Origin of the sequence: Corallococcus sp. AB045, from assembly GCF_003668895.1 — a bacterium.
Lineage (GTDB): Bacteria > Myxococcota > Myxococcia > Myxococcales > Myxococcaceae > Corallococcus > Corallococcus coralloides.
The window spans coordinates 1-19,878 of record NZ_RAWN01000061.1 but is presented as its reverse complement, the minus strand read 5'-3'; the positions used below and the strand labels follow the sequence as shown (position 1 = coordinate 19,878).

The following is a 19,878-nucleotide window of genomic DNA, read 5'->3' as shown; positions in this document are numbered from 1 at the left end:
AGCTGACTGGCAGCTCGAGGACGCCAGGTCTGCCGCTCACGAAGCTGGGGCCCCCTGGGAAGTCGGGGAGCTTCAGGCTGGCAGCCACCTCCGGGGACGAAGCTCCTCAAACCTGTCCGACTGTCGGACAGGTTTCCCGAGGCCGCAACCGGCAGGGCCCCCTCACCCCAAGTCGAGGAGCTTCAGGCTGGCAGCCACCTCCGGGGACGAAGCTCCTCAAACCTGTCCGACTGTCGGACAGGTTTCCCGAGGCCGCAACCGGCAGGGCCCCCTCACCCCAAGTCGAGGAGTTTCAGGCTGGCAGCCACCTCCGGGGACGAAGCTCCTCAAACCTGTCCGACTGTCGGACAGGTTTCCCGCGGCCGCAGCCGGCAGGGCCCCCTCCCCCTCGGTGCCACCGACCACCGGTCTCGTCCGTCGAGTCGGTCGCGCTACTTCTTCGGCATCCGGATGCTGGGGTTCGCCGCGACCCGGGGCGCGCTCTTCGCCTTGAAGCTGCCACCGGCCGCGGCCTTCATCGTGGGCCCCTTGGCCGCGGCTCCCAGCTGGGCCCTGGCTGTGTCCGTCTTGGGCTGCTGCGAGGGCGCGATGGCCTTGTTCATGGCGGGCTTGCGGTCGGGCGTCTTCCGCGTCTGGGGCGTCATTGTCTTCATGGATTGCCTCCTGGAATGCGGCCGGCGGGGATGCCTTCCAGCTTGAGCGATGCGCCGGGCTGGGCTGGGACTTCCAGCTCGACCAGGCCTCCCGTGCCGGTCACGTGGGTGTCCGGGCCGATCTCCAGACGGCAGCCCACCGCCGGGCGCCCCGTGTGGTCCTGGGCCAGGAGCCTGCGCCGGTCGTCGCTCACCACCACCGACGGTCTCCTCAGCGCGACCTGCGCCTGCGCGATGAGCACGCAGCGCTGGCCCTTCACGCTCGCGCGGACCTGGGCCCGAACCCGGGCGATTCCGGGGGCCTTGCCTTCGGGAGGCCTCGCGAGGAGCGTGGCACTGGACGCGGGTGGACCTGGGAGCACCGCGCCTTCCCAGACGGCTTCGAACCCTTCGTCCAGTCCCACCGCCGCGAGCGACAACGGCAGGCGGATGGGCTCCGCGCCTACCCAGAGTTCGTCCGGCGCGACGATGGCCACTTCGGGATCCAGTTGGACGTCCGCGATCCATGACCAGCGCTCGGCAAGCAGGTCCGCGAGCCAGCCGGCTTCTTCTGGCGACATGCGTGCCAGGGCCTTCTCCACGTGCGCCGGGTCCGCCAGCCGTTGGAGCGCCGCGGCGCCGTCCTGGAACCGAGCGTTCTCCAACAGGCCGTCGAGCTGGCCCGGGAGGTGTTTCGAGAGGGAACGCACCAGGTGGCCCAATCGCTGTCTTGGAGGAAGTGCGCTCATCCTCGCCTCCTCCACAGCGAGCGGCCGGTCATCCGGCGCCGCAGTCGCTGTTCTGCTTGCTGGAGCGCTTCGGAGTCCTTCGCCGTGAGGCGGCGGCCGTTCACGAAGAAGGCCCGTGTAATGGTTTCCAGTTCGTATCCCGGTGCTTCTTCCCACACAGGTTCTTCATCCGGGGCTCCGGCTCGTGGCGGTGCTTCGACTCGCGGCGGAGGAAGCAACGTCTTCACTTCGATGTGCACCGGCCCTGGTGCGGTGTGCTTCGTGCCCCGTGCTGGGGCGAGCATGGACTCTCCCCGTTCCTCCGATTGGGAAGGACGCGGAGTCCGTGATTCAGGGCTGTCGTGACGACGTGGCCCGAACTCCTCCTGGAACGGTGGTGCTTTTCGGGTGCCCGGTGCCGGCGGTAGGGCAAGGGCTCGGGGTGAGCTTCTCCTCCGTGGCGATGCCTGTGCGGACGTCTCCCTTGGCTCCACTGGGGAATCCTGTGGTGGCGCTTGTGTGGTGGCGCGCGCGACACGATGGCGACGTGTTGGGGACTCCGGGACCCGTGCGCGGATCCGTGGGGGTTCGGTGTTCTTCTCCACGGCGGGTCCAGGCACCCTGCTCCTTCGCGGACTTGGAGCCTTCACGCGTGCTTCGACAACGGGAGGGGCCTCAGCGGCCTTCTGGCTTTGAGGTTCGGGATGGTCGCCTTGTTGTGAAGGGACCTCCAGGGCTTGGGTGCGAGCACGAGGGGGTCGTGGCTCCGCGACCTCCGACGGCAGCTCTGGGGCGCCGGGGACAATGGGGAGCGCGAGTGTGGGAGGCGGTTGCCCGTCCTGGATCCGGGTCACGGGTTCGACCGACGGCCGTGATTCCCCTGGCTGCGCCGACGTACCGCCAGGCCGGGGAACGCGACGGCGGATGGGGGCGATGGGGTCCGTTACGGCCGGGGCTTCGACCCGCACAGGGCGCTTGAGCACGGGTGGCGTCACGTCCTCTGGCTCGGTGAACCCCATGGACCTGGGGCCCGACGGGGGCGACGCGGTCTTCACCGCTCGGCCTGACTCCCCTTCCCGCCTCCGCGCACCCGGCGTTGGCAGGGACGGTGGCAGCGGCGGATCCACCTTGAAGTCTCCGCGCTCTCCCCGCTCCAGGGGATGGAGCACCCGGTCCAGCTCCGTGAGCAGCGCGGCCACCACGAAGAGGTCGTCTCTTGCTTCGCTCATGTCGGCACTCCCAGCCAGGACTTGAGGACCGTGGTCGCGGCCCTCAACTCCGGGTCCCTCAGCACCGTCTTCGTCACGCCGCCGTCCTGCACCGTGAGGTTCGCCGTGCCTGAGTCCAGCTCGATGGGGAGCATCACTCCCGTGGCGAGGCTCGGGCCTCCGAAGCCCTTGAAGTCGCGCCGCAGCGTTACGTCGCGCACCAGCGCCTTGGGCAGCTGCAGGTCGCGCAGCGTGATGACCACGACCTCCTCGTCGTCCTCGCAGCACAGTGGCGTGGGCGTCGCCGTTACCTCGTCGTCCGCTCGGGCCGCCGCGCCTGTGCGCACGTCCACCGTGTCCACGGTGGCCACGCCCTGCCACCAGGTGCCTTCGTCGTCCGCTCCGCGCACGAGCAGCAGTTCCCCCGGCCTCGCCACCTGCACCGGCTTGCTCGTTCCAGACGTACTCGTCAGCGGGATGCCATCCAGGAACAGTCGTGTCGCTCCCACCTCCACCGGCGGCAGCAACTGGAACGTCTGGCCTGCATACGGCGCGGCCACCGCCGGAGGCACCAATCCCAGCGCGCCTCCGCCTTGCCCCAGGATCAGGTTCAGCTTCGCGCCCAGGGCGATGATCTCCTGCACCACGCCGTCCGCTTGCGGCCCTGCCGCCGCGTGCCCGTCCATCAGCTCCTGTGACGACACCGACACCGCGCTCCCGTCCACGGGCGAGCCACTCCTCACCAGTCCGGCGACACCCGGCAGCTTCGCGTCCGTCGCGATGGACACATTCAGCGGTGCGATTCGCAGACGCTTCTCGGCCCCTTTCACCTCCCAGCCCAGCACGAGCGCCAGCGTGGGCCGGTCCCCTCCCACGTGCGCCACGTGGCCCGGCTGCACCTGTCCCAGGTCCACCGTGGGCGTCACTGACAGCGCCGTCGCTTGCGTGAGCGTGTCCTTCACCAGGGCCACCGCTCCCACCAGCGGGATTCCCGTGGACTGTCCCGCGAGCAGCCGCGTCAGGCTGTCGCAGAACGGCTTGAGCACGAGCTTCAGCAGCGGTGCCAGCGCGGCCCGGTTGCGTGCGTCGAACCATCGCTGACGGAACACCCAGTGGAAGCGCAGCGACCACTCCAGCGTCCGGAGCATCCGCAACGAACCGTCCGGATACGCCAGCCGCGACGCCACCGCTTCGTCCATTCCCTTCCCCGCCTCGATGTCCAACGTCGTCAGCTCGTTGGACAGCTGCCCGGGGATGCCGGGTGAATCCGCCCGCCTCAGCGTGGTCTTCAACGACGCCAGCCCCGGCACGGACGCAATCACCGTGCGTGGCGGCTGGAGCGCCGTGGCCACCGCTCCGTAGTCCGTTGCCGACGCCTGTAGAGAATCCGCCGCGCGCTGGAGCGCATCCGTCAGCTCCGGGGCCGCACCCTGCTCCTCCAACGTGGCCTTCGCCTGGAGCAGCACGTTCCGGTCCGCCAGGCACTCCCCCTGGCGCGTCGCGGCGCCTGACGCCACGGGGCCGAACGCGCTGGACGCCGACGAGACGCTCAACCCATCCAGCACGCTGCTCAGGGACACCGTCTCCGACGTCGTCTTCAGCTCCGCACGCCTCGTGGTGCGCAGGCCCGTCCAGGTCCCCAGCTCCGCGACTCCGCTCTCCGCCGCGTCCTTCCGCTGGCCCGTGGTGAAGAGCCCCGCGTCGATGGCGTCCTCCACGCTGCCGCTCTCCGACAGGGGCCCGAAGTCATACGTGGGCACGCGCACCGCCACTTCGCCGCCGTGCTTCTCGTCGCGGAACGCGAACAGCGTCACCGTGCCCGCGAGCAACGCCGACCCCGTGAGCTTTCCGTCTCCATCCGCTCCGATGGTGCCCACCGCGAACTCCAGCTCCTCCACTCCCGGCAGCCGGCTCTCACTCCCCACGAGCGAACCGGCGGACACCGTCGGCAGTCCTTCACCCCGAGGCGCGGCGGCCAGGGCTGGCGCTAACGCGATGCCCACCGCGCGTCGGCGGGCCCGTTCGATGACATTGAACACGGGCAGGAGCGCGCACACGGTCTGGACGTGCGGCGCGTCCTGCTCCGCCACCCCGTCCATGCGGTCCAGGAACGCCTCCAGCTGCTTCCAGGCCGCCTGCCAGCCGTCCAGCTCCATGCTCAGGCGTGTCACCGCGCTCACGGGCCGCTTCCCTTCTTCGGCGGGGTCGGTGTCGGCGTGGACGTGTCAGCCGCGGGGGGCTGCGGACTCGGCGGGCGCTCGGACGCGCCGGGACCTCCGAAGCCGATCGCCAGCGAACGCCCTCCCCGACGCTGGGAGTGCTTCGTGGACAGCATGCCCTCCAGGATCTCCTTCTGTTCCTCCACGTGCTCCTTCGACTGGTCCAGCACCTCCACCAGCGTGGAGCGGCCTCGCTCGGCGGCGGCCTTCAGTTCATCTGGCGTGCGCCCCACCGCCTTCACGAACCTCTCAGGCGCCTTCTCCACCGCGTTCACGAACTTGTCCGCCTGCTTCTGGGCCGTCGTCTTCAGGTTGCCCCAGGCGTCCTTCACCTCGTCCGTGTTCGCCTCCAGCACCTGCGCCGCCTGGCTCTCCTCCAGGGCCTTCTTCACGTCCTGGAGCGTGAGGTCTCCCGACGCCAGCTCCATCGCGGCGGACAGGCCCAGCAGCTCCCAGAGCATCGCGGCCTTCGCCAGGTTGGGCCCCGCCGCCAGCAGGCAGATGCCTCCCACGTAGCCGCCCGGCGGCCGGTTCGTCGCAGTGAGGAAGGCCTGCTTCAACCCCGCCACGCCGCCCGTCGTGGACACCGGCAGCGCGTACATGCCCGCGGACTTGAGCGCGTTCAGCAGGTCGATGATGGCTTGCACCGCCTGCGCCAGCTTCATCAACACCTGCACCTTGTCCTGCATCGCGGCGGCGAGGCTCCGCAGGAGCGTCGCCAGGTTGTCCACCGACAGGAGCAGCGCCCTGAGCGCCTCCGGGAGGATGAGCAGCTTCTCCAGGTCCGGGAACAGGTCGCGCATGCGCGCGGACTTCCAATCCGGCTTCACCGGCCGGCCACGCGCCCGGCTGCGGCGCGGATCCAACGCGCCCTTGGGGTACTTCTCGAACGCCTTCTTGAACGCGCTGATGTTGAGCAGCTTGCCCAGCAGGTACAGCGCCTGCCGGAGCGCATCCAGCGACGGCGCCGCCATCACGATGAACACCGCCTGCACCGGCGCGCCATCCGTCACCGTCGGGCGCGAGTCGTCCCCCGGATCATCGAAGGACGCGACGAACCGCCCCGCCCAGCGCGCGAAGCCATCCGGCGTCACCGGCGGGCGCTCCAGCGCGAAGCCCGCCTTGAAGTCCTTGGGGATGTTCGGGATGAAGCCCGTCTCCGCCAGGTTCGTCTCCGTGGGACTGATGCCCGGCGCGTCCGCGTAGAGGTACGCACCCGCGTTGAGCAGGTCGTTGATGATGTCCTTGAGCAGTTCGTAGGCCGCGAGGATGAGCGCCCGGAACGGATCCGGCAGCCCCAGGAGGATGGCCGCCAGCGCCTGGAGCAGCGCCTGCACGAACTGGAGCACCGCGATGATGATCTGCAGCGGCGGCTTGACGATGCCCACCAGCTGCTCCAGCCCCGGCGGCACGCCGATCAGCAGCGGCCGCCACGCAGGCCCGGCCCCGGCGTCAGCGCCGGTGGTGTCCGTGCCTTCCGCATCCTCCAGCGCCTTCGCCAGCTCCTCGCAGCAGACCTCCAGCGCGCCGTGGAGCTCAGCGATAGCGGCGTCGTTGAACTCGGCCACGCGCGTCCTCCCGGGTGCGTTGTTCCAGCTCCATCAGCTTCTCCAGCCGCTCGGCGTCCTGGGCCACGCCCACCGCCGCCGCCTGGAGCAGCAAGGCCTTCACCTCTTCCAGCCGCTCGCGCAGCACCGAAGCTTCCAGTGGCTTCCAGCCGGGCTCCTTCATCGCGTCACCCCACCGGCATGCGCTTGACGAAGCCGAAGTAGGACCAGTCCAGCATCGGCGTCATCGCCGCCCAGACATCCAGGAGCGGCCCGTACGCGGCCACCGTCAGCGGGTTCACCGCCTTGAGGATCTGCGCCAGCATCGTGAAGTGGATGGCCAGCCCGTCCCCCAGCACCATGGGCGAGATGGCGGAGAGGCCTCCCACCTGGCACACGCCCAGCATCGTGTTGATGGACACGTTGCCCGCCAGCGCGTCAATGGAGACGGCGTTGAGCGACGGTCCCGGCAGGTCCGGCATCGCCGCGGCCACCTTCACCGCCTTGCCCGCTGCCAGGTTCATGTTGCCCCCGGACGTGACGCCAAAGCCCCCTACCGCCGTCTCCTGCGACGCGCCGGAGACGATGCGCGTGTGGCTGCCCTGGATGCGGTCCTCACGCGGACCGCCGACGATCTCCTTCAGGCCACTGCCGCCCACCGTGCGCGAGTAGCCCGCCACGTCCACCTTCTCCGTCAGCGACCCCGTCACGTGCAGCGACACGTCCCCGCCCACGTCGCGGGTGTGGCTGCCGTCCACCGTCTCGTCCTGGTTGCCCGCCACCTCCAGGTGGTCGTCGCCGTCCACCTCCGCGGAGCGGTTGCCCTCGTTCACCGTGCGCTCGTTGCTGATGAGCCGGTCCAGGCCTTCCGCGGACAGGATGACGCGGTTGCCCTGCCGGTCGTGGATCTCCACGCGTGCTGTCTCCGGCCGGTCGTCCAGGACGATGTAGTGGCCCGTGGCGGACTTGAGCATCCGCACGCCCGGCACCGCGGACTGGGGCGGATAGTCGTGCTTGGGAATCTCACTGACGTCCGGGGCCACGCGCGCGGTGGAGTCCGGCTGGCCCAGGTCCGCGAGCGCGGGCTGCCCCCACCACATGCCGCTCCAGATGGGCTGGGTCAGGTCTCCGCCCTCGAACTCCACCCAGACACCCGCGCCCACGTCCGGCACCACGAAGAGACCCTGATCCGGCCCCGCGTACGGCGTGCACGGCATGGCCCAGCCCGTGGCCACGTCTCCCATCAGGCGCGGCACCACGCACTGGATGCGCCCCAGGTTGAGGGGATCCGAGACGTTCGTCACGTAGCCCCGGTACTTGCCGAAGTAGCGGCTCTCTGTGCGTTCGATGAGCTGCTGCAGCAGTTGTTCGATCATCGCGCGCTCCCCAGGTCGTCGTCCTCGTCGTACTGGCGCACGCCAGAGACGTCCGACAGGTTGATGTAGACGGGTGTGGCGCCATCCGGCCCGGTGAGGTGGACGACGTCGTCGATGAGCTCCACCACCAGGCCCACGTACACCTGGCCCAGCGTGGTGAAGAGGTAGCAGCGCTGCCCCATGCTGGCTTCGAGCAGCTTGCGCATCACTCCTCCAGCTTCTGCACCAGCCGCGTGGCCAGCTTCACGCGCGTGTCCACCCAGACGCCCACGTCGCGCTGGCGCTCGGAGGCGAGCCTGCGGCGCGCGGCGCGCACCAGGTCCTGGAGCGTCACGGGCACCGCGGGCACCGGCGGCAGGCGGGAGATGCGCACGTCCAGCGCTCGGAGCACCGTGGTGTCCAGGTCCAGCTTCGCGCGCGTGCCGGACAGGTTCTCCAGCGCCGCGGCCTTCGCGTCGGGCGCGTCCGGCGTGGCGGAGAGCGTGACTTCGGGCAGCGCTGTGCGCTGGAGGGCGACGCGGCCACTGAGGGCGAAGGGGTCGGGCATGGGGGTGTCCTCGCGAAAGGGGCTTCCAGCGCTACGGGTTGAGCTCCACCACGGCGTCGGCTTCCTGGACGTGCACGCCGGAGGTGGTCGCGTTGCCGACGGCGGCCACGCGCGAGCCGCCCAGGATGATGACGGAGTGGGCATACGGATCCGGCGGCGGCTCCGGCGGGAGGGGCCGGATGCCCGCGTCCTGCACCGGCTTGGGGCCGGAGGTGTCGCCCGTGTAGAACGAGTCCGCCAGCACCTCGTGCAGCACGGAGACGTTGAGGATGCTCTCCTTCACCGTGGACGCCGCCGAGTCGATGCCGAGCACGCTCTTGTCCACCAACTGGAGCGCCTTCTTCGGGTCGCCCTCCGCCGCGGCCAGCACGGAGCGCACCTGGCCCTGCACGTCCTCGGGCCTGTCCGCGTGCATCGCGACGCGGTCCACCAGGTCCCGCAGCGCGCTCGTGGGTGAGTCGTCCTTCGTCACCGCGATGCCGTAGAGCGTCCGGGCCGCCATGGTCACGTCCATGGTCGCGGGCAGCTTCGAGCGGACGTCTTGCATGGTGGGGAGGTCCAGCACGCCCTTGGAGGGGAACTCCGGCCCGGCCTGGGGCGGGAGGGGAACGGGTTGGGTGACGAGCTCCGCGAGCAGCGTGGAGAAGGCATCGCTCGCCACGTCGCGGCGGCGCTGGAGGCCGCCCAGGAGCAGCTCCTGGTCCAGGGGCACGCCCAGGGTGGAGCCTCCGCCCACGGGAATCTGGAGCGTGAGCGTGTCCGAGGGCATCAGCCACTGGGGGCGCAGCACCGGGCGGGGCGGCGTCACCGTCTCCGCGCCCAGCACCACGTTGCCGGTGAAGGTCACCGGCGCGCGCTCCACGCGCAGGACGACGACGTTCACCGCGTCCAGGCACTGGCACCGGTTGCCGCTGAAGACGGTGGAGTCCGCGCGGCGCAGGTACACCGCGCCCACGGCGCCCTCGCTGCGCAGCTCGTTGCCGGACACGGCGGCGGAGATGACCGCGCCGCCGTTGCCCAGCAGGAGCAGCGCCGGGCCTCGCGCGGTGATGTCGTTGCCCTCCACCTGCACGCCCCTCTTCTCCTTCACCACCGGGCTCGGGAGGATGGGGATGGGCTTGACGAGGAAGTCCACCAGCGCGGGCTGCACCAGCGCCGTCGTCGCCGAGAGGTAGCGCGAGGCCGCCGCGCTGGCGCTCAGGCTGGGCGCGAAGTCCGCGGCCGTCACCGTGAGCGCGCGGTTGAGCACCGGCCCCGAGGCGAACTTCTGCTTCAGCGAACCCAGCTGCACCAGGTCCTCCACGCGAGGCACCGAGGCCAGCGTGGCCACGGCGGACGGCGCGGGCTTACCGAGGACCGCGCGGCCGTCCGTGCTCGGCTTGGGCACCGGATCCGTGGCGAGGAAGGGCACGCGCGACAGCTTCGCCACCAGGCCCGGAGGCAGCGTGTCCGTGACGACGAGGACGCCCGCGCCTCCGCCCCCGCCGCCCGCGTGGCGCACGGTGTTGCCGCGCACCACCGTCTCGCCTCGCCAGTCGATGGCCACCTCGTGGAGCACCGCCTGCGGCAGCGTGTTGCCGCTCTCCAGGAAGACGTTGCCCTTCACCACCAGCTCGCCGGAGCCCACGAAGGAGGCCACCGCCTGGCCCAGTCCGGGCTCGCCCGCCGTGGGCAGGCCCGCGCAGGCGAAGAGGTGGTTGTCGGAGACCACCGTCACGGACAGGTCCGGCAAGAGCCGCAGGCCCGCCACCGCGCAGCCCTCCAGCCGGTTGCCATCCACGTCCAGCAGCGAGCCAGGATCCGTCGGTGCCTCCGTCAGCAGGTGGCCCGCCGCGCCCAGGGCGGTGATGCCGGTGGCGGTGTCGCGCACGGTGTTGTCCGCCAGCCGCACGCGGCCCTGCACGCCGGACACGAAGAGGCCGTCCGCGGGCGACGGGAAGGTGTCGAAGACGGGGTCCACCAGGTCTCCGGGGTCCGGCGCCTCGCCGCGCGCCAGCTGCTCCAGCGACTTGCGCAGCATGTCCAGGATGGCGTCCAGCGCCTGCATGCCGGTGACGACGGCGACGAGCGACGCGGAGACCTTGTCGGCGCGCTGGCGCAGGTACTCCTGGAGCCTCGCGACTCGCGACGCGTCGTCCTCGGCGGGGTCCAGGGCCTGCTCCACGGCGCGCAGCAGGACCGCGGCGGCGTCCAGTTCGGCCGTCACCGCGCTGGATCTGGCGACGGCCTCCGCGGCGGTGGTGGCGGGCTCGTCCACCAGCAGGTGCAGGGCCTGACGCGCGGGCACGTCGCCGTTGCCGCTGGTGAGCGCGGTGATGGCGTCGTTCACGCGCTGGAGCGCCAGCGTGCGGAGCTTCCCCTGGACGCCCGCGATGTCCAGCACGCGGTCGTACTGGGAGAGGTAGAGCTGCAACGAGCCGCTGAGCACCGGCCCCGGCGCCATGCCGCGCACCGCCAGCACCAACGCGCCCAGGGCGGAGACCCAGCGCTCCAGCGGCTCCGCCTGCACCGGCACGGGCGGCAGGGGCGTGGGCACCGGGAGCACGTCCAGCGTCTGCACCCGGATGCGGTCCAGCAGTCCCCGGGCGATGGACACCTGCTCCAACCGATTCTGCGGCTGGGCGATGGCGTTGATCACCGCCTGGTGCGCCTGCAACGAGAGCGCGGACAGCTCCGCGTCGCCGCTCACCAGCTCGCCCAGCTGTCCCACCGCGGTGCCGAAGGCGCGCAGCTGCTTCTCCACCGTGTCGTCGGACTCGGTGACGAGGCCCGCCGCCTGCCGGTCCAGATTCGTGGCGTACAGGCCGATGGTGGCGGTGAGCCCCTGCGCCGCGACGCGCGCGCCGTCCTCCGGCGTGACGTCCGACGAGGGCAGGACGCCGGTGGTGAAGTCCAGCACCTGCTGGAGCGTGGCGCGCATGCGGTCCACCACCGGCTGCAGCTGGCCGCCCGTGCGCTCCACGTCGCGGTAGTCCGCCTCCACCTGCGAGGCCAGCGCGGGGTGGAGCTCCTGGAGTTGATCCGTCAGGGCGTCCTTGGACGTGCGCAGCTGCACGAGCACGTCCGTGTTGGCCGTCGCGCCCCGGGTGCCCGGCTGGAGCGGCAGCTGTTGCAACGCGGCCTGGGCGAAGGTGCCGATGATGGTCTTCTTGGGGCCCACCGCCTGGCCGATGACGGGCTGCCGCGCGCGCTGCGCCTGCGCCTCGCGCAGCAGAGCCACCTGGCTCAACGCCCCCGCCAGCATGACGATCGCGGCCAGGTCACCCGGCCCGCCCTGCACCCGGGCCAGGGCCTTGAGGAGGAAATCCTGCGTGTCGGAGGGCAGCCCCTGCACCAGCGAGTCGAAGGCGCCCTTGATGCGGTCCGCGGTGCTCGCCACGGCGTCCTTGCCGGACACGGTGGCCAGGTCGAACTGCGCCACCATGTCCCACGCCTCCTGGGACACAGGCTCCGGGGCGGTGAAGCTGGAGGCGCGCGCCAGCGACGAGCGCACCGCGTGCGAGGTCTGGGTGTGATCGTTGAAGCCCTGGGCGGTACGCAGATCCGCCACGTCCGTCACCAGCGCATTGAGGACGGAGTCGGGCACGGTCCCCAGGTCCTCCAGCTCCACCACCAGGGTGTCGAGCGGGCCGTACAGGCCCCGGCCGATCTTCTGGCGCCCGTCCACGTTCGCGCCCGTGTACTGCAAGAGGGTGCCGTACATGCCCACCACGGCGCCGTGCACGTCCGCGCGCTCCGGGCGGACGGTGGTGCTCGTGACACTGAGTTGCTGGAGCACCACGGTGATGGGCGGCAGCTTCACGGGCCCTGGCACCGGCGGCGGCTGCGTCGTCGTCACCGGCGCGTGCACGCCGTCCACCTCGTTGCCCTCCACGGTGATGCCGGAGCCGGACACCACCGCGATGCCCGCCGCGCGCACCTCCGCGTCCGGGAGCCCGGGCGCGCCGTAGGCCTCCGTCCGCCCCACCTGGAGCAGCCGGTTGCCGCGCACCTGCGCCTCGTCCACGCCCGAGAGCACCACCGCGCCCCGGAGCGTCAGCCTCTCCAGCCAGCGCAGCGCAGCGTCCAGGGGGGCGCGCACGCGGGTCGTGGCGTTGGCGAGGAGCGCTTCCACGAGTGGGCGGGGACGGGCCTTCGCGTCCGCGCTCAGCACTGCCTCCAGGCCCGGGTCCAGGCGGGACAGCGCCAGCGTGTTGTCCTCCTGCGACGGCACGTCCGCGAGCGCCACCTGTTCGAAGCGGTTGTCCTCCACGCGCAGGCGCCCCACCGCGCCGCCCGTGCCCCAGGTGCGCACGGCCGAGTCCCCCAGCGCGCGCACCACGTTGCCTCGGATGCGCACGTCGAACACCGGCTGCGGACCGCCCAGCAGGATGCCAAAGCCCGGTGTGGACTCGCCGTCTCCCTCGATGCGGTTGTCCACCACCTCCACGTCCGAGGCGGGGCGGCCGTTGGACGCGCCGTCATCCAGGCCGTCGCCCACGACGATGCCGGCCACCACGCCCAGCACGGACGCGGCGGGCACGGCCGGCAGGGAGATCCACGACTCGCGCACGCGCAGCGCCCGGCCCGCCAGCTGGATGCCCACCTGGAACAGGCTGTCCGACACGGCGTTGCGGATCTCGTTGCCCACGATGTCCACGCCGTCGCCCGCGACCTGGATGCCCACGGCCGCGGAGCCGAGGATCTGATTCTCCGCCACCACCACGCGGTCCACCGGCCCCGCGAGCCCCCCTTCCGCCAGGTCCTGCACCAGGATGCCCACGAGGAAGCCCTGGATGCGGTTGCCGCGCACCTCCACGCCCGCGAGGAGCCCGTCCGCCACGTGGATGCCCGTGGTCGCGTCTCCCAGCGGCTCAAGCCGGTTGTTGGTGATGGCCAGCGCGTCCACGAACAGGCCCGCGCGCGGGAAGGACGCGAGGAAGCGCTCCGCGAGATACGGGGCATACGGCGCCACCGCGATGCCTGTCGCCGCGCCGACGCGGTTCTCGTCGATGACGATGCGCTCGCAGGTGCCCGTCACCAGCACGCCTGTCGCCTCCGAGCCGGCCTGGTTCGCCTGGATGTGGCAGCGGCGCAGCGTCACGCCGCTGGAGTCCGCCAGCGTCACCACGCCGTGCGGCAGCGCCGCCAGCGCGTCGAGCAGCGGCTTCGCCTCCGGCACGTCCTCCAGTGGCTGGCCTGGATGCTGGCGTTGAAGCTTGCGCAACTGCACCAGCGTGGCCACCACGGAGCCCGCCGCGCGGCCCTGGCCCGGGACGATGGCCTTGATGCGGTCGACGACCACGTCCACGAAGTCGGCTTCGGCGGACGGGTGTTTCACGTCGTCCTCCTCCAGCACCCGGTCGTCGTCCACCTCCGCCAGCGGCACGAAGCGCTGGCCGTTCGTCAAGGCCACGCTCGCCTTCACGGCCTTCACCACGGGCTGGAGGCCGCCGCCAATCACCACGTCCTCGAAGGGCGCCTCCACCAGCTTGAAGTCCTCGATGCGCAGGTCGCCTTCCAGGCCGCAGCGGTCCACGAAGAAGGCTCCGCCGGAGCCCTGGGTGCGCAGCTCGGTGGCCTCGCCGTCGCCCAGGAGGTGCACGGAGGACAGGTTGCGCAGCAGCACCGGGTGCTCCAACTTGTAGCGGCCGGCTCGCACGAAGATGGAGCCGCCCTGCCCGCCCATGCTGTCCACCGCGGCCTGGAGCGCCTCGTCGCCGGTGATGCCTTCGAGCAGGTCCTGGTCCACGTCGCCGAAGCTGCGCACGCCGTCGCCCACCACCACCGTGAAGACACCCGGGCCGATGACACGCTCGGAGAGCTCCACCAATCTGTCTCGCACCTGGGCGAGCGGCAGGTAGCGCGGGCGCAGGTCCTCGAAGCTCCGCGTCGCGCCGCCTGTTACGCGCGCCAGTGGCACGCAATGGTGCACCGGGCCGTGCACGGGCGCGTCCGTGAGCTGCTCGACTTCCCCCCGGGCCGCGCCGTCCGCCGCGCGCACTCGCACGGTGAAGGACCAGTATTCGGTCGCGCGCCCTTCCGTGTTGGCGAAGGCCAGGGTGATGCCGTCGTCGAAGCGGTAGCGCACGCCGGGCACCAGCAGGTCGCCGCCGTCCCACCGGCGCACCACCGCGCCCTGCTCCGGACTGAAGGCCCGGCCCAGCGTGCCTCCCACGGGGAGCGGCACGGGGTCGGTGGTGAGCACGGCGCTCGCGTCCGCCAGCTCCAGCGTGCCCGTGTCCGCCTGGACGCCTCGCAGCCTCCGCAGCACTGGCAGTGATGGGCCTTCCGGCTGGAGTCGGGTGACGCTGTCCTCGATGACGACGAGGTCACCCGCGCGCAGCTTCGCGGCGCTCGCGGGGGAGACCTGGAGCGTCATCGCGTCCGCCGCCGCGGCTGCGGTGAGCGGGAGCACCATGGAGCCGTTGTCTCGCGACCACAGCACCACCGGCTGCGCGCCGCCCCGGAAGAACTCCACGCGGAAGTGGAGGTTGTCGGAGCCCGTGTAGCCCTCGCCCGTGGAGGCGTTCTCCGTGGACAGGCAGCGGTCGCGGCAGGGGTCCAGCGGCTCCGGTGGGAAGCGGTCCGGTAGCGCGCCCTTCGGGATGTTGGTGGTGAGGCGTGCGCCGCTGGTGGGCGTGGGCAGGTCTTCCGCGTCGGTTGCGGCCAGCCCCTGGAGCGCGCGCACCTGGGTGACGAGCCGCAGGCGTACGGTGGTGTCCTGGCCGTCCAGCGCGGGCTCCTCCAGGAACGCGTCGTCGTACTGGGTGGTGGTCTGCTCCCAGCAGTCGAGGAAGAAGAAGTGGTGCCGCGAGCCGTCCGTGGGCAGCGCCGCCAGCGGAGGCGCCTCTGGCAGGTCCGGCTGCGCGGAGTAGCGCAGGTCCTGCTCCAGGAAGACGCGCACGCCGTCGAGCAGCATGCGGCCCGCGCCCGGCAGCGTCCCGTCACCGCCTCTTATAATGATATCGGCGCCCAGCGCCGCGTCCTCCACGCGCAGCGCGGCCACCCACGTGCGGGCCACGGGCGGCAGGCCCAGCACTCCCCAGGAGCTCAGCTTCGCCGGGTCCACGCTCGCGAACGCGGCGACGGGGAAGCGCACGTCGTTCCAGCCCGTGGGTCGCTGGCCCAGACCGGCGGAGAGGACCGTCTCGTTCCCTTCCGTGTCCGCGACGACCACTTGCAGGTCGATGAACTCATCGTCGGTGGGCGGCCGTTCGAAGCGCAAGCTGATGACGAGCGCGGAGGCGGTGAAGGCGGTGCCGTCCGAGCGCGGCACGGCCGTGAGATCCAACGGCGCGGGCAGCGTGCGGCGCAGCGCGACGTGGCCCCGGCTGCGCACCACGAAGGGCAGCGTCTCCGTGTCGTAGCGGTCCAGGCGCAGCTCGCGCGGGATGGTGCGCTCGTCGTCCGCGGGCAGGCCCTGCCCTGTCCAGCCGAGCACGTTGCGGATGGGGTCCACGAGGTACGTGTCGACGATGCGGAAGCCGTCATCAGGCGAGCCCTCGGCGACATCGGCGGAGCGGCGGCGCGCGTCCACGGTGCGCAGCCGCACCTCCTCGTTCCAGTCGGCGTCGAGGCTCATGCGCCCCATCTGCTGATAGACGCCGGAGAATCGCCGGGCTTCGTCGAAGCGGGACCTGGAGGTGTACGCTTTCACGGTCATGGTCGGCTCATCCGGACGAGGTCGTCCTGGCTGCGGTCGGCGTGGAAGGGCGTGATGCCAATGGGCATGCTGTCGTCGGTGCGCGCCTGGAGTTCGCGCTCGTGGTTGGAGCGCTCGTCGTGGGCACCGGGGACTCCGCCGCGCTCGGAGGCGTGGAGCGCTTCGGGGCCGTTGTTGTCGCCCAGGACGAGGTAGCTCGGGTCCGTCTGGCGGTTCGACTGGAAGGACACGGTGTGCACCCGCGACTGGTGCGACACCGGAGGCTGTCCACCGCGCGCGAGAAGGCTGTAGCGCAGCCAGCCCAGGTCCGGCCTGTCCGTGCGCACCTCGCCCGCGAAGGCGCAGGAGGACGCCTCCAGCACGCCCGCCTCCGTGGCGCCCAGCACCGTGCAGTGCCGCAGCCGAACGCTCGCGCCCGCCGCGCGGATGGCGACGGCGTCACGGTCCCCCGCGTCGAAGGTGCAGCCCGCGGCGATGAGGTGCACCCAGGGCGGCAGCTCGATGGCGCCCACCATGCAGCCGTAGAGGCGCAGCTCCACATCAGCGGGAGGCAGGGAGCGCCGCGCGCTGATGTCCTGGTGCCCACCGCCGGGCATCCACAGTCCCACCTGTCCGGGCGCGCCCAGGTTGCACCAGCGCAGGTCCGCTTGTCCCCGAGCGAGCACCAGGTCCAGCCGTCCCGCGAGCCACAGGCCCGCGAGCCACACACGCGTGGCCGCGCTGCCTCCGAAGCCCGGGTAGAGCGCCAGCGAGAGGCCGTGCTCGTCCGCGCCGATGCAGGGCACCGCGCCCGTGTCCGCGGCGAAGAGGGACAGCCCGTAGTCCAGCCCCTGTGACAGGCGCTCCGGAGCCAGACGCGGCGAACCGATGAGGCCCAGAATCGGCGGCGATCCGGATGGGCTCTCTTCTGCGAGGTTCGCGATATCCGGCGGCACCTGACCTTCAGTCGCCAGCACCACGGACGCGCCGGAGTCGAGACCTTGTGCGCCGACCGAGCCGATGGGTCGCGCCTGGCCTCCAGTCGCCAGCACCACGGACGCGCCGGAGTCGAGACCTTGCTCGATGGTCGCGACGATGGGCCGCTCCTGGCCTCCGGCCGCCAGCACTCCGCCCGCGCGCTCCGGGGAGATCCACGCGGTGACAGGAAGGCCGGTGCTGGAGCGGTCGCCAGGACGGTCCGGTGGGTCGATGAATGGGAAGTCCGGCTCCGCCCACGCCGCGGGCGGACGGCGGTCCGGCGGAAGCAGCCCCGCTCCCAATGAGGCGCCCCGCCCTACCCGCGCGGAGAGGGTGACGCGGCCCACGGGCGCGTCGTCCTGGAGCACGACGCGGCCCAGGCGCGGATCCACCGCGACGATGCCGGAGGCGATGCTCGGAGCGAGCGTCGTCCACGGGCCCAGGCTTCGCTGGCGCAACTGGAACGGATGGCGCCGCAGCCGTCCTGGCACCGAGTAGCGCCGCGCGCCACCTGCGACGGAGGCATCCCGCGAGTGGTACGCGCCACCGGGCCGGGAATCGAGCGGGAGCGGCTGGCCCTCGCGAGGCTCGATGAACGCGGCGCCGTCGTTGGCGACGTTGAAGCGCAGGAGCTCATCCGGGAGCAGGGCCAGCTCTGGCAGGAACGCCAGGTAGCCGCGCCCACCCAGTGAGAAGACGACCTCCGACGCGGGCAGCGGCGCCGGATCCACGAGGAGCACGCGACCATCGACGTACAGCGCTTCACCCGGAACCGGCGGGTTCGAGCCCGAGGGCTCCAGCAGTCCCGCGACCCAGGCACCCTCGCCTGCCTTCAGCGTCATCCATTGAGGACGCGTCGTGTCCGCCCAGACGAGCGCCTCCACGCCGTCGGCGGTGGTGGTGGCCACGAGCGTGCCGGGCAGGTTCGCGGTGATGGGCAGCGGGGCCAGGGAACGCCAGACAGGGCTCGCGGAGGCCGGGTCGCAGGACATCACCGGCACGGCCAGTTCTCCCGTCACGGCCTCGCCGCCCAGGAGCATCAGTCCTTGCGCCGTGCTCAGCAGCGTCGCGGCCTTGCGCTCCTGGCGGTTGCGCACCGCATGGGGACGCCACGGTCCGCCCGTGACCGGCAGCGACCAGAGGTCTCCGGTGGGCGCGCCACCCAGGTCACCGCCGAAGACGAAGAGCCGGCCGCCGCGCACGCACAGGCTGGGGGCCAGTCGCGCCGCGGGCTGCCGAGGGCTCGCGGTGTCCAGCCGCGTCCCCGTCGGAGTCGCGGTGTCCACGCCTGTCACCGACCACACGCCCAGCTTCCCCGTACCGTCAGGTGCCACCAGCAACAGCGAGTCGCCAGCCGCGGCCAGGGACATGCCGGGACCCTCCGGAGGCAACGCGCCGCTGAGCTCCACCACCTGCCATGGCGCACCGTCGGCGCTCGCGTCGAAGCGGGCAAGGCGCAGGCTGCCGTCCGCGAGGTGTTGCTCGATGCGCGCGACCCATGGCGCACCGGCCAGGTCCACACGGACGGCGTTGCTGCGAGGAGGCCCCTGGCGCAGGCCCACGGCGAGGGTGCGCCACGTACCGTCCACATCGCGCAGGCGCGGCTCACCGCTCACGCGTTCGACGAGCAGCGCCGCCGTGGTGCCGCCCAGGAGCTGGTTCGCCTCCGGCGTGACGGTGACGGTGTTCAGGGCGTCCGACACCAGCTCGGTGGACAGGAGCACCGTGTCCGAGTTCTCACGCGCGGCGAGCAGCGTCAGTCGCCAGGTGTCTCCGGGCGAAGGCCTGCCCCGGTCCGCGAACCGCAGCGTGGGCGCGGGCCCCACGGGCGCGGTGGGCAGCGGTCCGCGCAGGAGCGGCAGGGCTTCCGGCCCCACCAGCGGAATGCCGTCGACGGAGACGGTGATGGCATCCGCGCGTTCGGCGGCGTCGGCGTCCTCGGCCAGCGCGGTGGGGGTGAGCAGCATCGCCGCCGTGCGTCCCGTGGCGAGCGACGGAGGCGCGGGCTCATGGCGCGCGGTGAGGCCTCCGGTGAGGTCCGCGCGCTCCAGGGGCTTGAGCCACACCAGGGGACCATCGCGGTCCAGGGGATCCACGCGGAAACCCCGGTAGCCGTTGGGCAGCGCTTGCACGGTGGCTGGGGTGACGTCCTCCAACTCCACGGGCGTCAGGCGCGCGGTGCGGATGAGGGCGACGTCCGGACGTGCCCAGCCCAGCAGGTCCAGCGTGCGCGGCGTCGCGGCGACACGGCCCGCATCCGCGCTCCCCAACCGGCGCAAGGCCTGATCCAGCGTCTCTCCCGGCGCGATGCCAATGAAGGGGCCACGCTCCGGGACACCGTCGCGGGGACGCTCGATGCCAGGTGAGCGGCGGGTGAGCGGATCCGCGAGGCCGATGGGATCCCACATCACCGCGCTGCGACCGCGCCAGGGCAGCAGGTCATTGAGGTCCTGGGTCTCCAGCAGCGAACGGAAGGACTCGTCGACCTCCGCGTCCCAGAGGCTGGTGACGGAGAGCACCTCCTCCAGCGACGCGAGCGTGCCCTTCCGTCTGCGCCACGCCACCGCGCGAGCCACCACGCCGCGCTGCACGCGAGGGTCGTCGGTGATCAGCCGTGCGCCCATCAACTCCGCGAGCAACGGCAGCGCCTGCGGGCCCGCACGCTCCACGAAGTGATCATCCCAGAGCTGGTCCACCGCGCTCGCGAACGCGTCCAGTTCCATGCCCAGCACGGCGAGCAGCTTGAGGAGCGGCTGGTCCGCGAGCGTGGAGTCCCGCGCCGTGTAGAGGCCGGGGAGGAGCTGGATCAGTCGCTGGGAGGGCCGGCTCATGGGGTCCGCACCTCCACGAGGAACAGCCTTGCGTCGCGGCCACGGGAGCCCGCCCTGACGCGGTGGCCGTCGGCCCACCACGGCGAGGCATGGCTCGGAGGTCCCGAACTTCCTGTCGGACAGCTCAGCGCGTCATCCCCGCCATGGCGTCCCGCGCCAAGCCCCCGGACCTCAAGGCGGTCCCCCTC

General features: G+C 71.8%; 10 protein-coding genes. All 10 read right to left on the bottom strand.

The window, feature by feature from the left end; all coding sequences use genetic code 11:
* Positions 1 to 431: 431 nt before the first annotated feature.
* Positions 432 to 653 (bottom strand): hypothetical protein, encoded by a 222-nt coding sequence (locus D7Y21_RS16875; protein WP_120565658.1) that lies wholly within the window; start codon positions 651 to 653, stop codon positions 432 to 434.
* Entirely contained in the window at positions 650 to 1,381 is a 732-nt protein-coding gene (locus D7Y21_RS16870; protein WP_147469310.1) for a hypothetical protein, read from the bottom strand. The genes D7Y21_RS16875 and D7Y21_RS16870 overlap by 4 nt, the downstream gene beginning before the upstream one ends.
* A gap of 1,204 nt (positions 1,382 to 2,585) precedes the next feature.
* Positions 2,586 to 4,748 (bottom strand): hypothetical protein, encoded by a 2,163-nt coding sequence (locus D7Y21_RS16865; RefSeq protein WP_121714356.1) that lies wholly within the window; start codon positions 4,746 to 4,748, stop codon positions 2,586 to 2,588.
* Positions 4,745 to 6,355, bottom strand: a complete 1,611-nt coding sequence (locus D7Y21_RS16860; RefSeq protein WP_147469309.1) for a hypothetical protein — start codon at positions 6,353 to 6,355, stop codon at positions 4,745 to 4,747. Before D7Y21_RS16860 ends, D7Y21_RS16865 begins: the two co-directional genes overlap by 4 nt.
* Entirely contained in the window at positions 6,324 to 6,518 is a 195-nt protein-coding gene (locus D7Y21_RS41800) for a hypothetical protein (RefSeq protein ID WP_120565662.1), read from the bottom strand. Before D7Y21_RS41800 ends, D7Y21_RS16860 begins: the two co-directional genes overlap by 32 nt.
* Positions 6,519 to 6,522: 4 nt before the next feature.
* Entirely contained in the window at positions 6,523 to 7,710 is a 1,188-nt protein-coding gene (locus D7Y21_RS16850; protein WP_121714350.1) for a phage baseplate assembly protein V, read from the bottom strand.
* Positions 7,707 to 7,916 carry a hypothetical protein gene (locus D7Y21_RS16845; RefSeq protein WP_120565664.1) on the bottom strand — a complete coding sequence of 70 codons (210 nt, stop codon included), beginning with the start codon at positions 7,914 to 7,916 and terminating at the stop codon, positions 7,707 to 7,709. The genes D7Y21_RS16850 and D7Y21_RS16845 overlap by 4 nt, the downstream gene beginning before the upstream one ends.
* The gene (locus D7Y21_RS16840; protein ID WP_121714348.1) at positions 7,916 to 8,257 is read right to left on the bottom strand and encodes a hypothetical protein; all 342 of its coding nucleotides are present in this window, start codon (positions 8,255 to 8,257) and stop codon (positions 7,916 to 7,918) included. The genes D7Y21_RS16845 and D7Y21_RS16840 overlap by 1 nt, the downstream gene beginning before the upstream one ends.
* A gap of 31 nt (positions 8,258 to 8,288) precedes the next feature.
* Positions 8,289 to 15,902, bottom strand: a complete 7,614-nt coding sequence (locus tag D7Y21_RS41795) for a hypothetical protein (RefSeq protein WP_158627301.1) — start codon at positions 15,900 to 15,902, stop codon at positions 8,289 to 8,291.
* Positions 15,899 to 19,690 (bottom strand): phage tail protein, encoded by a 3,792-nt coding sequence (locus D7Y21_RS16830; RefSeq protein WP_121714346.1) that lies wholly within the window; start codon positions 19,688 to 19,690, stop codon positions 15,899 to 15,901. Before D7Y21_RS16830 ends, D7Y21_RS41795 begins: the two co-directional genes overlap by 4 nt.
* Positions 19,691 to 19,878: the final 188 nt, after the last annotated feature.

Bases quoted from the DNA above. Each gene is read 5' to 3' on its own strand.
- D7Y21_RS41795 (WP_158627301.1), bottom strand. From the start codon at position 15,902: ATGACCGTGAAAGCGTACACCTCCAGGTCCCGCTTCGACGAAGCCCGG.
- D7Y21_RS16845 (WP_120565664.1), bottom strand. From the start codon at position 7,916: ATGCGCAAGCTGCTCGAAGCCAGCATGGGGCAGCGCTGCTACCTCTTC.
- D7Y21_RS16840 (WP_121714348.1), bottom strand. From the start codon at position 8,257: ATGCCCGACCCCTTCGCCCTCAGTGGCCGCGTCGCCCTCCAGCGCACA.
- D7Y21_RS16870 (WP_147469310.1), bottom strand. From the start codon at position 1,381: ATGAGCGCACTTCCTCCAAGACAGCGATTGGGCCACCTGGTGCGTTCC.
- D7Y21_RS16830 (WP_121714346.1), bottom strand. From the start codon at position 19,690: ATGAGCCGGCCCTCCCAGCGACTGATCCAGCTCCTCCCCGGCCTCTAC.
- D7Y21_RS16875 (WP_120565658.1), bottom strand. From the start codon at position 653: ATGAAGACAATGACGCCCCAGACGCGGAAGACGCCCGACCGCAAGCCC.
- D7Y21_RS16850 (WP_121714350.1), bottom strand. From the start codon at position 7,710: ATGATCGAACAACTGCTGCAGCAGCTCATCGAACGCACAGAGAGCCGC.
- D7Y21_RS41800 (WP_120565662.1), bottom strand. From the start codon at position 6,518: ATGAAGGAGCCCGGCTGGAAGCCACTGGAAGCTTCGGTGCTGCGCGAG.